The organism is Alcanivorax sp. (genome assembly GCF_019431375.1).
GTDB lineage: Bacteria > Pseudomonadota > Gammaproteobacteria > Pseudomonadales > Alcanivoracaceae > Alcanivorax > Alcanivorax jadensis_A.
In genome coordinates this window covers 1,070,988-1,084,648 of the sequence record NZ_CP080267.1, presented here as the reverse complement: position 1 = coordinate 1,084,648, position 13,661 = coordinate 1,070,988, and the positions used below count along the sequence as shown (strand labels likewise).

Annotated in this window: 9 protein-coding genes; 8 read left to right on the top strand and 1 reads right to left on the bottom strand. The window is 59.7% G+C overall.

The genetic code is table 11. The features are described 5' to 3' along the window. Positions 1-114 precede the first annotated feature (114 nt). The 8 genes from KZ772_RS04900 to KZ772_RS04865 all read left to right on the top strand — a co-directional run bounded on the left by KZ772_RS04900 (position 115) and on the right by KZ772_RS04865 (position 12,303). Complete coding sequence (locus tag KZ772_RS04900; protein WP_290538725.1) at positions 115-1,527, top strand: alkaline phosphatase D family protein; 1,413 nt, start codon at positions 115-117, stop codon at positions 1,525-1,527. A 285-nt stretch (positions 1,528-1,812) separates the two neighbouring features. Then, a complete protein-coding gene (locus KZ772_RS04895; RefSeq protein ID WP_290538724.1) occupies positions 1,813-2,127 on the top strand; it encodes a DUF2288 domain-containing protein in 315 nt (104 codons plus the stop codon). 258 nt (positions 2,128-2,385) lie between these two features. Continuing rightward, positions 2,386-7,188 (top strand): NAD-glutamate dehydrogenase, encoded by a 4,803-nt coding sequence (locus tag KZ772_RS04890; RefSeq protein ID WP_290538723.1) that lies wholly within the window; start codon positions 2,386-2,388, stop codon positions 7,186-7,188. Between the two features lie 205 nt (positions 7,189-7,393). Next, the gene (locus KZ772_RS04885) at positions 7,394-8,449 is read left to right on the top strand and encodes a PA0069 family radical SAM protein (RefSeq protein ID WP_290538722.1); all 1,056 of its coding nucleotides are present in this window, start codon (positions 7,394-7,396) and stop codon (positions 8,447-8,449) included. A gap of 167 nt (positions 8,450-8,616) precedes the next feature. Next, positions 8,617-9,378 carry an SDR family oxidoreductase gene (locus KZ772_RS04880; protein ID WP_290538721.1) on the top strand — a complete coding sequence of 254 codons (762 nt, stop codon included), beginning with the start codon at positions 8,617-8,619 and terminating at the stop codon, positions 9,376-9,378. Positions 9,379-9,622: 244 nt separating this feature from the next. Next, complete coding sequence (locus tag KZ772_RS04875) at positions 9,623-10,240, top strand: TetR/AcrR family transcriptional regulator (protein WP_290538720.1); 618 nt, start codon at positions 9,623-9,625, stop codon at positions 10,238-10,240. Next, on the top strand, positions 10,237-10,878 hold the full coding sequence (locus KZ772_RS04870) for an alpha/beta fold hydrolase (RefSeq protein ID WP_290538719.1): 642 nt from the start codon (positions 10,237-10,239) through the stop codon (positions 10,876-10,878). Before KZ772_RS04875 ends, KZ772_RS04870 begins: the two co-directional genes overlap by 4 nt. Positions 10,879-11,193: 315 nt before the next feature. Then, positions 11,194-12,303: a hypothetical protein gene (locus KZ772_RS04865; protein WP_290538718.1), complete on the top strand. Its 1,110-nt coding sequence runs from the start codon at positions 11,194-11,196 to the stop codon at positions 12,301-12,303. Here KZ772_RS04865 and KZ772_RS04860 read toward each other — a convergent pair. Next, a complete protein-coding gene (locus KZ772_RS04860; RefSeq protein WP_290538717.1) occupies positions 12,287-13,609 on the bottom strand; it encodes a rhomboid family intramembrane serine protease in 1,323 nt (440 codons plus the stop codon). The two genes, KZ772_RS04865 and KZ772_RS04860, sit on opposite strands and share 17 nt — an antisense overlap. Between the last annotated feature and the right edge of the window lie 52 nt (positions 13,610-13,661).

Sequence of the window (13,661 nt, the reverse complement as noted above, 5' to 3'; positions counted from 1 at the left end):
CAGAGGGTGCCGTTTATTTAGGGCCCGGACGAGTGACCATGAGGCTGCCTGCACCGCGTACCCGTGATGCTAGCAGCGTGGGCCGGGGGGCTCAATGCAGGGGGGGCATAAGCCATGAGTCAAAGTGTGAACCGTTTTGCGGTAGGGCCGGTGGTTGGCGAGGCCGGGGACCACCATGTGAGAGTGTTCGGTGCGCTGCCGAAAGGGACGCTGGGAGCAGGAGAAAAATGCCTGTGGGGTCGAATTCGCTGGCGCCGCAAGGGAGACGTGGATTGGTCGCCGGCGAGGGTGTTTCGGCTTAATGGCAACTTCGATGGCTCCGGTGTGGTGATCCTCAATCAATTGCAGCCCGGTACTCGCTATGAGTATCAGGCGGGCTGGGTGGCCACGGAAGATGAAATATCGCTGGACTGGGGCGCAGCAGATCAGGGGGAGTTTCTTACCAATCAGCCGGATGTTGATGCCACCCGCTTTTTTTTCGGATCCTGTTGCTACCGCTTTGTTGGTCTTGATGGGGAAATCCAGGATGATCGGGCGGACAAGATTTTTGCTGAAATGTCTTCGCGGGCAAACACATCGAAACCGGATTTTGTCCTTTTCGGAGGTGACCAGGTCTACGCCGATTCCATGTATATGGTTGGTGCCGCGACCACACGAGAGGATTTTGATGCCCTTTATCGGGAAAGTTTTTCCCAGCCTCATCTGGCGAAGCTGCTGCGCAATACCAACAGCTACATGATCCTTGATGATCACGAGATCGAGAATAACTGGCCGGCCCGTGCCAATGCGGAACTGTGGACCAGCAAATATCCCGCCGCCATAAAGGCCTATCAGATTTATCAGGCCTCCCATTCTCCGGCGGCGCCCCTGAATCAGGCGGGCACCTATCTGGACCGTGACCCGGACCGGTTCTGGTACACCTTCTCACGGGGGCCGGCGGACTTCTTTGTCATGGATGTGCGCACCGAGCGGGTGCTGAGCCGCTGGCCCTGGCAGCGCCGCATGATAGGTGACATCCAGGAAAAGGCCTTTATCGATTGGCTGGATCGAGATCCGGACCGCATCAAGGTACTGGTGACCTCGGTGCTGCTGTTCCCGGAACAGCGTCGGCCGTTCCGGGGCAGGGATGCCTGGGAGGGTTTTATGCACCAGCGCCAGCGTCTGCTGGAAGCCATGGGGCGCAGTCGTAGCGACAAGCTGGTGGTGCTGAGTGGGGATGTACATGCCTCCTTGTATGCCTGTTTGACGTTGAATGGCGGCAAGCAGGTGCATAGCTGGACCTGCTCCGGTCTGTTCTGGCCCACCGCACTGCGGGCGTTCCGCTGGTATCGACCGATGATCCGGGTGCCCGGCGTGCTCCACGGTGGCTGGAGTAAACCCCTGGGTCGGGTGGAGGTCCCCGGTGAGGTGTTCAGCGACAACGCCTTCTCAGAGGTGAGCTTCAGTGCCGAGGGTGCCAGCTTCCAGCTGTTTGATCGCAGGCAGCGGCTGATCAGCGATACAAGTCGGGAGATTCGCTGGCGTTGACCCGGAGTGGTGGCTGGCTGCTACAGCACCCTCCGCGGCTATCTGGCCCCAACCACTCCTTTATGGCAAATGGCTTACAGAAGATGTAGCAAATCGCGTCTTATGCCGCCTTGGTGGTTTCCCTAAAGTGGATCTCGCAAGGACGCAATCGAACAAGGATGTTCAATTTCGGCCCCGGTACAGCCCGCCCGCCATTCCCCAAGTGGCGGGCGTTCTTTTTTGGGCCCTCTTTGATTGCACCCTCCCGAATACGGATAATGCACGGCCCTGAACACGGAGCCGCCCATGTCTGACCCATCCGCAGATCGCGATATTCTCAAAGCCAAACTCAACCAGGAAACCGCCAAGGCCAGCTGGAAAGAGCTGCAGCCGTTCTTTGCCCGTGGCCAGACCGTCTATGTGGCCCCGGAGCTGGATCTGATCGAGGTGGCGCTGGCCTTTTCTGAAGACCAGGCCGACACCCTGGCCCTGTGGCGTGACAAGGGGCAGGTGGACAAGGTTACCGATGATCAGGCGGGCCAGTGGTTTGAGAGTGATCAGGCTCTGTGGACCGTGGTGGTAATGCCCTGGGTGCTGGTACAACCGGTGCAGGTGCAGTAACACGCCAGAGATCTGAACGCAGGGAGCACTGGGCCTGAGGTGAACTGCACCGATTCGGCGCCAGGATGGCGCCGTTCGCCTCAGGCTCAATACACCCTACACAGCGATAAAGTCTGTTTTGAAACGTGTCACGCCCCTGTCTTGGTTTACGGATCTAATCACGGCACCGGACTGGTATTGATCCGTTCCTCCGGTATAGAGTAATTCAGAGGCCGCTGGCGCCTTGCCGGCGCGCCCGAACGGACGCCGGAGGATTCGATGCAGGATGACGTCGCGCAGCGCCAGGCCTTGTTACAGGCTCAGCTGGAAGCACTGGTCACCGCCCACGTCGGGGTTGAACATCAGGCCCTATTCCGCAGTTTCATGGCGGCTTATTTTGAAATGAGCAGCCAGGCGGCGCTCACCGCCCGTACCCCCGAGCAGCTTTTCCACATCGCCCAGCAACACTGGATGATGGCATTCCAGCGCCACCCGGAAGAAACCCTTATTCATCTGAAACCACCGACCCGGCCAGGCGGACTGGCGGCGTTGCGGACGGTGACCGATGACGTGCCGTTTCTTGTGGATTCGATTGCCATGGCAGTGCGCGATGCCGGCACTGCCATCGACTGGACGATTCACCCGGTCATCCAGGTGCTTCGTGATAGCCATGGTCACATGACACGTGTGGTGGGCGTCGGGGATGGCGAACATCCGGCAGAGTCGCTGGTCTATGTGGAATTCGAGCCGCTGGCCGCCGATGAGGCCTACCAGCATCTGCAGGAAAATCTGGAGCAGGTGCTGGGTGAGCTGCGGGTGGTGGTGCAGGATTTTCCGGCCATGCTGGATAATCTGGAGGCTACTCAGCGGAATCTTTCTGGGGACTTCCCGAGCCGGGACCAGGAAGAGCTGGCCGAAGCCCGAGCCTTCATCGACTGGCTCTCCCAGGATCATTTCACCTTCCTGGGCTATGCCCGCTCCCGTGCGGAGCCCGTGGAAGGCGGCATAAAGCTGACTCTGGATGATGATGCGGGCCTGGGTCTGGCCCAGCCAGGCAGTCGTTACGCCAACGCAGATGAATTCATTGCCCCTCACGACGAGATGGCCAAATACATTGCCCATGGTCGTCTGGTGGTGGTGACCAAGGCCAATGCCCGTTCGCCGATTCATCATCCGCACTATATGGACGTGGTGTCGGTAAAACGGTTGGCCGATGACGGCACTGTGGAAGGGACAGATCGCTACATCGGTCTGTTTTCTCTGGATGCCTATATCAACCGGCCCCGTGACATCCCGCTGATTCGCCGCAAGGTCAACTATGTACTGGAGCGCTCCCGGTTACCTGAGCGTTCCCATTCCGGCAAACATTTGCGCGATATTATTTATCAACTCCCCAGGGATGAGCTGTTTCAGTGTAGTGAGGAAGAGCTTTATCACATCTGCATGGGGATTCGGGCGCTGCGTGATCGCCATCACCTCAGCCTGTTCATGCGCCGCGATCGGTACGGCCGCTTCTATTCCTGCATGGTCTATCTGAGCCGGGAGCGCTATTCCCGGGAATTGCGCGACCATGTTACCGCCGAGTTGAAAAAACTCTGCAATGGCAACTCGGTGGAGCGCACCGTGGACTTCCTCCGAGAAGGGCTTGCGCGAATCCACTGCATTATCCGCATCCCCCAGGGCACCCACCTGGCCATGTCCCAGGCCCAGGTGGAGGAGCGTTTGTTGGCGGTGACCCGTACCTGGGCGGACCAGCTTCGCGACATTCTCAAGGAGGATGGGGAAGAGGGCGCCGCGTTAACATTGCGCTATGGCGATGCGTTTCCGGTGGGTTATCAGGAAAGTACCAGGCCCATGGAAGCGGCGGCGGATATTCAGTACCTGGCGCAACTGCATGAAGGCCAGCCGGTGCTGCCCTCCCTGTCGATCAACAGTCAGGATGGTGCTGCCTGTCCCACCAGTTTGCGCCTTTATAGCCAGAAAAAGCCCATTGCCTTGTCGGAAGTCTTGCCGGCCCTGGAGAATTTTGGCCTGCGCGTTGTGCGGCAGGAGCCCACCCAGGTGATGCCTCGAGATGGGGAGGCCCAGTGGATTCAGGTCTTTGATGTGCAGGTGCATGGTGAGTGCGCCCTGGGGCCGGTCCAGCAGAAGCGCTTTTTTGAAGAGGCGTTTCTGGAATGCTGGCACGGCCACACGGAAAACGATGGGCTCAACCGCCTGGTGTTGCTGGCCGGGCTCAACTCCCGGCAGATCGTCTGCCTGCGGACGCTGACCAAATACCTGGTACAGACCGGCTTGCCTTATTCGCAGAACTACATGGAACAGTTGCTGGCGGACCATGCCAGCATCGCCCGTTCCCTGGTGCAGCTGTTTGAAACCCGCTTTGATCCTGGCGTCAGTGACGAGCGCCGCAAAAGCGAGGGCATCAAGCTGGCCCAGAGCCTGGATCACCAGCTGGACCAGGTGGCCTCGCTGGATGCGGACCGGGTGTTGCGTGCCTTCCTCAGTGTGGTGCGGGCCGGGTTGCGTACCAATTTTTACCAACCGGATGCGGCCGGCCACGACAAGTCCTACGTGAGTCTGAAGCTGGATCCGAGTCAGGTGTCGGAACTGCCGCCACCGCTGCCCATGTATGAAACCTTTGTCTATTCACCCCAGATGGAGGGTATCCATCTGCGTGGTGGTCCCGTGGCGAGGGGCGGGTTGCGCTGGTCTGACCGGCGCGAGGATTTCCGCACCGAGGTGCTGGGCCTGGTGAAGGCGCAGATGGTGAAGAACGCCATTATCGTGCCGGTGGGGGCCAAGGGCGGTTTTGTCCTCAAGCGCGGCAACCCGGCGGACCGGGAGGCCTGGCAGAAACTGGGCATCACCTGCTACAAGGAGTTCATTCGCGGCTTGCTGGATATCACCGATAACCGGGTCGGGGACCAGGTGGTGCCCCCGGCCTCGGTGGTCCGTCATGATGGCGACGACCCCTATCTGGTGGTGGCTGCCGACAAGGGTACTGCGACTTTTTCTGATATCGCCAATGGCCTGGCCGACGAATACGGCTTCTGGCTGGGCGATGCCTTCGCCTCCGGCGGCAGCGCCGGCTATGACCACAAGAAAATGGGCATCACCGCCCGCGGTGCCTGGGAAAGCGTCAAGCGCCACTTCCGGGAAGCAGGCAAGGATATTCAGACCACGCCCTTTACGGTGGTGGGCATCGGCGACATGGGCGGCGACGTGTTCGGCAACGGCATGCTGCTGTCCGAACAGATCAGGCTGGTGGCCGCGTTCAACCACATGCACATCTTTATCGATCCGGACCCGGATCCGGCGACGACGTTTGCCGAACGTCAGCGTCTGTTCACCACCCGCGGCACCACCTGGGAAGATTTCGATCCGGCGCTGATTTCCGAAGGCGGTGGCGTCTGGTCGCGCAGTGCCAAGAGCATCACCCTCAGCCCGCAGGCCTGCGAAGCCCTGGGGATCGAACAACGGACACTGACCCCGGCGGAACTGATCACCGCCATCCTCAAGGCGCCGGTGGAACTGCTCTGGAACGGTGGCATCGGCACCTATGTGAAAGGCAGCAACGAAAGCCAGGCCCAGGTGGGTGACCGGGCCAACGATGCCATTCGCATCAATGGCCGCGACCTGCGTTGTCAGGTGGTGGGCGAGGGCGGCAACCTGGGGCTGACCCAGTTGGGGCGCATCGAATATGCGCTTAACGGCGGCTGCATCAACACCGATGCCATCGACAATTCCGGTGGGGTGCACAGCTCCGACCGAGAAGTGAACATCAAGATTCCGCTCAACCAGCGGCTGCGCGATGGTCGTCTGGACCGGGACACCCGCGATCCGCTGCTGGAACGGATGACCGAGGATGTGGCCAGCGCCGTGCTGCGTGACAACTATGTGCAATGCCTGGCTCTGAGCCTGCTGGAATTCAATGCCGCCAGCCGTCTCGACGAACACGCCAACCACCTGCGCACCCTGGAGCGCCAGGGCATGCTCACCCGGTCGGTGGAATACCTGCCGGATGACGAGGGGCTCAGCGAGCGACGCACCCGCGGCAAGGGGCTGACCCGGCCGGAACTGTCGGTGTTGTTGTCCTACACCAAGAACGCCCTGTTCGATGCCATGCTGGCCACCGATGTGCCGGACGACCCCTTCTTCGATCAGGACGTACTCAACTACTTCCCCAAAGAGCTGGTGGAATCCTTCCGCGAGGATCTGCTCGCCCATGGCCTGCGCCGGGAACTCATCGCCACCGTGCTTTCCAATGCGGTGGTCAATCGCATGGGGTTCTCCTTTGTTCATCGCTATGCGGACGAACATGGCCTGTCCCTGCATCGCATCGTCAAGGCCTATGCCATGGCCCACGCGGTGTTCGATGGGGACCTTTACTGGGCACCGGTGGATGGCCTGGATGGCAAGGTGGACAGCCAGGTACAACTACGCCTCTATGGCCGCGTCATCGGCCTGATGAAACACGTCACCACCTGGTTGATTCATTACAAGTGGGGCCGCCGCCCGGTGGCGGAAGCGGTCCACCGCTACCGCAAGTCCATCGGCGAGCTGGAAGCCATGCTGCCGGATATCCTGCCGGGCAGTTACCGTCAGGAATGGGATCAGGCGGTGGCTGGCATGGGCGCCGACGGCGTGCCGGAAAAAGAGGCGCGACTGCTGGCCAACACCATGGTGCTGGGCAGCGCACCGGACGTGATCGAGCTGGCCTCCCTGGCCCAGGTACCGCTGAAACTGGCGGCGGAAGTCTACTTCCTGGTGGGCGATCGCCTGCAGATCCTGTGGCTGTTGTCCTCCATCATCGACCTGAGCGTACAGGGCCGTTGGCAGGCCCTGGCTCGGGCGAACCTGCGTGAAGACACCTACCGCCTGCATCGCCAGGTGGCCGCCAAGGTACTGGAACAGGATGGCGACAACGCCGCCGACCGCTTTGCCGCCTGGGAAGACAAGGCCAGCCGCAAGGTCGCCTTCGGCATCCACCGGCTGCAAACCCTGCAGGCCGACAGCCCCCACGACTTCATGACCCTGGCGGTGGGGGTAAGGGAGTTGCGCAAGCTGCGGAGTTTGTAGGGGGGCAGGCACCACCTCCCCCGTTGGAGCCTTGCTCGCAAGGCGAAAGGGTTGCCCGTTCTGCCAAGGGCTGGCAGTAAATCGCCGCCATTCGCCTTGCCAGCAAGGCTCCAACGGATTGGCTGGACAAGATTGGGTAAAAAGTATTGAGTCCGGGCTCGTCTCGATATACTGTACAAAAAGACAGTATTCGACAGGAGCCATTATGCCTGCTGTGAACCGGGGTACCCTCAGCCAGATACCGGGTCGCTTTGCCGTCAGCCATAGTGATATGGATGACGCGCCGGTGAACCGGCCCACCCGCTATCACCGTGAACAGGCGAAAAGCCTGATCATGACCAATCGCAGCCCGGATCTGCCTTTTGAGCAGAGCATCAACCCCTACCGGGGCTGTGAGCATGGCTGCATCTACTGCTATGCCCGCCCCAATCATGCCTATGTGGACCTGTCGCCCGGCCAGGATTTCGAGAGTGAAATCTTCTGCAAGGACAATGCGGCGGAGGTGTTGCGTGACAGCTTGCGCAAGCCAGGATACCGCTGCCGCCCCATTGTGCTGGGCACCGTGACCGACCCCTATCAACCCATTGAAAAAGAGCGGCGTATCACCCGCGAACTGCTGCAGGTGCTGGTGGATTGCCAGCATCCCTTCAGCCTTATTACCAAGAGCACCCTGGTGTTACGGGATCTGGACCTGATCGCGCCCATGGCGCGCCGGGGCAGGGCTTCGGTGGCGGTGTCAGTAACCACGCTGGACAACCGCCTCAAGGGGCAGTTAGAGCCAAGAGCCAGTGGTGGCCGTGAGCGGATCAAGGTGATTCGTGAATTGAGTCGGGCCGGGGTGCCAGTGACGGTGCTGGTGGCACCGGTGATTCCCTTTATCAATGATCACGAGCTGGAAGATATTGTCGATCAGGTAGCCCAGGCGGGGGCGCAACAAGCAGGTTATGTGGTGCTGCGCCTGCCCCATGAAGTGGGGCCGCTATGGGAGGAGTGGCTCCATGAGCATTACCCGGAGCGGGCGGAAAAGGTGATGTCGGTAATGCGGGATCTCCATGGCGGAGCCGTCTATGACAGCCGCTGGCACCAGCGTCAGAGCGGGCAGGGAGCCTGGGCGCATCTGTTGCGCCAGAGATTTGCGGCCGCCTGCAAAGGGGCCGGATTGCTTTCCCGTGAAGAGCAAGCTCTGGATACCAGCGGTTTTGTCCCGCCGGGCCCCCATGGTCAGCTCAATCTCTGGGGCCTGGCAGAAGGGATGGCCTGAGTCGTTAGCGCTGTTGGCGCTTTGCTCGCAAAGCGAAGATTCCACTAAGACCAGGGCCCTCAGGCTGTAGTAGAAAGCCGAACCCCAATTAAGTGACCAGTGGTTATTTACAGGGCGGAAAGTTTTCTCTAAATTAGTGACCAGTGGTTACTTAATGGAGAAAAGGCATGCAAGCAGTGGTTATCACTGGCGCCAGCGCCGGTATCGGTAAGGAATTTGCCCGGCAATTGGCGGCAGAAGGGAAGAGCCTGGTACTGGTTGCCCGGCGATTGGATCGGCTGGAAACGCTCGCGGCCGAGCTACGTGAAAGACACGCTATTGACGTGGTATGTATCGCTTCAGATCTGGCTCAGCCCCACGCCCCTGCTGAACTGGCCCAGGCTCTGGAGGAACAACAGATCGCGGTGACTGGCCTGATCAACAACGCGGGTTTTGGTGATCGGGGACAGTTTGCCGACCTGGATCTGCAGCGTCAGCTGGATATGGTGCAGGTGAATGTGACGGCTCTTGTGGATCTGACCTGGCGTCTGGTCCCGGCACTCAAGCAGGCACCGGAGGCCTTTGTGATCAATGTGGCGTCTACGGCGGCGTTCCAGGCTGGCCCGAACATGACCATCTACTACGCCACCAAGGCGTTTGTCCTGTCTTTCTCGGAAGGTCTGCACGAGGAACTTAAAGGAAGTGGCGTGGCTGTGAGTGCCTTGTGTCCCGGCGCCACCGACTCCGAGTTCGCCACCGAAGCCCACATGACCGACACCCTGTTGTTCAAGGCGGGCACCATGACTACCGAAGCGGTGGTGAAAAAATCTCTGGCGGCGCGCCGCCGCGCCATTGTGATCCCGGGGCTGAAAAACCTGTTGCTGGTGTGGATGGGCAAGTTCTCGCCCCGTATGATTACCCGCCGACTGGCAGGCATGCTGCAGGCGTAATTTGTGCTGGCGGATGTCTCGCGCAGGCTCTGTGCACCCTGCGCGTTGCAGCTTTGGAGGGTGGATTAGGCCGAAGGCCGTAATCCACCCTCCTGCGACCCGGAAGTCTGACGTGGTGAATGTGGTGGATGGTGCCTCAGGCTAATCCACCCTACGGTCATGACTGGATAATATTTTGGGCGGGAAATCATGCTTGCATGATGAAAAATCCGGCACTGTTTCCTGATTCGATCAGAGGTTCCTAATGGCCGAATGTCTTTTCCAACGCGCCCGCTCGCCCGAGCAGAAGGCGGAACGGCGAGCCCAGATTCTGGCGGCGGCGGCAACCTTCTTTGAGCAGGAACGCTTTGAAGCCATCAGCCTTGCCTCCATTGCCCGCAAGGCCGGCGTCACCAAGGCGGCGCTGTACCGTTATTTCCCCTCCAAGGAAGCCCTGTTTCTGGGTTTGTATCTGGATGAACTGGAGCAGGTAAGCCTGGGCCCGGTGGATGACAGCCTGCCGTTATGGCAAGCCTTGTCCGAGTTGCTGGTGGCGCGTCCTCTGTTCTGCCGGCTCACGGCCATTCTGCATTCGGTTCTGGAACAGAATCTGGATGAGGCGGCCGCTCTCCAGTTCAAACAGTCCCTGTTGTCGCACTTCGCCGAATTGGCGCAACGTCTGCAACAAACCTACGAACTGTCTGGCGACCAGGCGGCGACTTACCTCATGCAGGTGCAGCAAACCCTTATCGGTTGCTGGGCGGTGAGTCATCCTGCACCGGTGGTTGAAAAAATACTGGAAACACCTGGCCTTTCGCTGTTCCGGGTGGATTTCAAAACGGCTCTGCAGGCCCAGCTCAAGGCACTGGAGGCGGCTCTTTGACTGATCTGCTGTGGAATCGTGCCGAAGAACCTTCGGCGCTGCTGGTGTTGGCCCATGGTGCCGGGGCCCCCATGGATAGCGACTTCATGAACGCCATGGCTGAGGCCCTGGCCGACCAGGGAGTGTCCGTGGTCCGCTTCGAGTTTCCCTATATGGCGCGCCGGCGTCAGGAGCAACGCAAATTCCCGCCCAATCGCGCTCCGCAGTTGCTGGCACATTTCCGGGACGTGTTGACGGCATTGCCCGACGACAACCTGCCAGTATGGATCGGTGGAAAGTCCATGGGTGGGCGCATGGCCTCGTTGCTGGCAGCGGAAGCGGATTGTCCCTCTATTTGCGGCGTGGTGGCGTTGGGCTATCCGTTCCATCCTCCTGGCAAAACCGAGAAAACCCGCACGGACCATCTGCCGAACCTGACGGTGCCCATGCTGATTTGCCAGGGTGAACGTGATCCCTTCGGCAAGCCGCAGGAGGTGGCCAGTTATGGTTTACCGCCAGCCATCCATTTACACTGGCTACCCCATGGAGATCATGATTTTCGGCCACTGAAACGCAGTGGTCTTGAGCAGACAGATCTGATTGGGGACGCTGCTTTCAGGGCAGCATTATTCATTAGGGAAAAGACAACGGCACAATGAGGTGCCGGCAGGGAAGGGAGAGACATGGAAGCCTGTGATTATCATCTGAAGAAGCCCGGGTGCTGGCATTGCAGCGGGTGCAGCAAGCGATTTTGCGGGCAGTGTGTGCCCGGTGGGGAAGAGAACTTTCGGCCAGGGCTGCCTCGCTGTGCGTTATGCAGCGAGCGCCTTGACTGGCAAGGTGATGGCGAACCAGGAACACCATTCTGGCAACGCTCCGCAGAGATTCTCAAGTATCCCCTGAAGCCTCCGGCATTATGGTTGATGCTGGTGCTTGGGCTGGCCAGCATACTGCCTGGAGGTTTGCTCACAGGTTTGTTGCTCCTGTTTCTGGCCCTCACGTTATTTGTCTATTCCCTGGTGGTGATTGCGGAAGTTGCCAGGGATGACTGGATACCACCATCTCCCATGGAGGTGATGTCCGAGGGGGGCTTGCTGGTCAAGCAGATTGTCTTGTTGGCCACACTGTTTGCCGTTCCTTTGTTGTTGGTGGGAACGTCCATCGTTCTGGCCATGGGGCTGCTGGCCCTGGCTGCGCTGGTACTGCCGGCGGCGGTGATGATCCTGGCGGTAAGCCGCTCGCTGCGTATGGCATTGAACCCGTTACGCTGGCTGCAACTGGTGGTCACTGTCGGGGTCTCCTACCTGTTGTTGTGGTTTGCGGTGATGGCGGTGACAGCTGCTCCGTCGATACTGCAAACCCAGAGTGATTTTCAGTTGTTGGTATTTCTGGGAACTGCGTTCTCTGCTTATACGACGATTGTCGCCTCTGCCATGATGGGGGCCATGCTCAATGAAAAGGCCCGTCAATTGGGGCTGGCCGAGGATGAACCCCGGGGCCGTTCCCTGGCCGCTGATGATTATGATGTGGCGGAAGCGTTGGGCTCTGCCCATATCTATGCCCAGGAAGGGCGCTATGCCGATGCCTTGGGCGTGGTAAACCGTGGCCTCAAGGCGGCGCCCTTGAACCAGGAACTGAACTGGCGGCGACTGCGTCTGTTGCGCTTGCTGGAAAAAGACAAACCCTGGCGTGAACATCTCGCCCGATTTCTGCGCCAGCAATTTGCCAATGGTAATGAGGGTTCCGCTGTGCAGATCTGGCTGGAAGCCCAGCAGCAACAACCGGGGTTCCGCTTCGAGGAAGAAGGCAGCCTGTCTCTGTCGTTGGCGCAGGCGTTGTATGAAAGGGGACGATTGCAGGAAGCCCGGCATTTGCTGGTAAACCTGCATCAACGAGCACCGGGGTTTCCGTCATTGGGGACAGCTTATGTGCTGTTGGCCCGACTTTATATGGAGCAGCACGGGGACCTGATGCGGGCTGGCAAGTTGCTGGCGTTCGTGGAAAAACATTTCCCCGATCAGTTCCAGAGCGAGGAATCCTTCGAAGCCCGGCAAGTGTTTCAGCGTCTTAAAGCCGCTGGCTGAGCCGCTCCAGGCGAGGGTGTTGCCACTGTTTCTTCTCCAGATCCTGCACAATCTCGCGTACCAGCTTGCTTCGCTTCTGGCGCCAGGCCAGTTCGGCCAGCAGCAGTTGGTAGGCGGGGGGCAGGGCGCGGATATCACCGCCCAGAAATTCGTATTCCTGCCATAGCAACCCGAGCAGTGCATCGTTGCTCTGGTGGGCGCTTAACGTTTTTACCGCTTCCTTCATGGCCGCATCCAGTTGTTTTTGCCGCTGGCCCATGAGCAGGAAAAACAGCCACAACGGGCGGCTCCCGGGATGATTATTCAGCCACTGTCGGCAGCGGGACTGGGCATCATTAAAGCGTAATTGTTCCGCCAGTTGCTGGCAGATTGCAGGCACCTGGGTGTCGTCGCGGTTGGTATCCTGCGAGGTGTCTTTCTGCTGGCTCGGCTGACCTGTCAGCGGAAGCAGGAAAGCCAGGGCCAGCCCGGTTATCAGGCCGCCGGCATGGGCCATATAGGCCACGTTGCTGTCCATGGTCGCCGCCTGGATCAGCTCCCAGCCCAGCCATACAGGAAACAGCACCAGCGCCGGTGCCCGGAAGCTGCCGAAGAAAAAGCCAAGCGAGTAGAAAAACTCCAGCTTGCGCAGTCGGAACGTGCCGGCAAACAGCCCCATCAGACCGGAAATGGCGCCGGATGCTCCTACCAGGGGGATGCCACTGTCTGGATCGGATGCGATAAACAGCAGGCCGGCGCCTATGCCGCAAAGCAGATAAGCAGGCAGGAAACGGCGGGCGCCCCAATGGCGTTCCATGGCAATGCCGAACATGATCAGGAACAGCATGTTGCCCAGTAGATGGAACCAGTCACCATGCATGAACTGGGAAGTGAGCAGGGTGGTCAGCCCGGGGTCATTGGGAATCAGGCCCCAGCGAATGGTTGACTGTTGATTGAGCCAGGTTTCCAGCTCATTGCGCAGTTGTCGCCACTGGTGACTGGGAGGGTGTTGTTGCCAGTGCTGGTGAACATGCTGAGTAAAGGCCTGATCGTACCAGCCGTAGGCCATCATGAAATTCGCGCCCTGGTCGTTCATGGCCACGGCGTCGGAATAGGTCCTGCTGTCCTGGTGTGATAGCCACTGCAAGAGGATATCTGCTTCATACCCTGCCAGCAGATCGGCCTGTTCGGGTGTCAGCGGGTCGCCCCGTTGCAGGTCACGGTGGGTCGTCCAAGCATAGACGATAATATTGACCAGGATCAGCAGAATACAGATCCAGGGCGTGGTGCGGCGCGCTTCCTTGTCACCGACGGGTACGATAAGCATGTGGTTCCCCCTTTTCCCGGTGACAGTGTAGCGTCATCTTTGCCAGTGGGGG

Coding starts and splice junctions, on each gene's coding strand:
- KZ772_RS04900 (WP_290538725.1), top strand. CDS start 115: ATGAGTCAAAGTGTGAACCGTTTTGCGGTAGGGCCGGTGGTTGGCGAG.
- KZ772_RS04895 (WP_290538724.1), top strand. CDS start 1,813: ATGTCTGACCCATCCGCAGATCGCGATATTCTCAAAGCCAAACTCAAC.
- KZ772_RS04890 (WP_290538723.1), top strand. CDS start 2,386: ATGCAGGATGACGTCGCGCAGCGCCAGGCCTTGTTACAGGCTCAGCTG.
- KZ772_RS04885 (WP_290538722.1), top strand. CDS start 7,394: ATGCCTGCTGTGAACCGGGGTACCCTCAGCCAGATACCGGGTCGCTTT.
- KZ772_RS04880 (WP_290538721.1), top strand. CDS start 8,617: ATGCAAGCAGTGGTTATCACTGGCGCCAGCGCCGGTATCGGTAAGGAA.
- KZ772_RS04875 (WP_290538720.1), top strand. CDS start 9,623: ATGGCCGAATGTCTTTTCCAACGCGCCCGCTCGCCCGAGCAGAAGGCG.
- KZ772_RS04860 (WP_290538717.1), bottom strand. CDS start 13,609: ATGCTTATCGTACCCGTCGGTGACAAGGAAGCGCGCCGCACCACGCCC.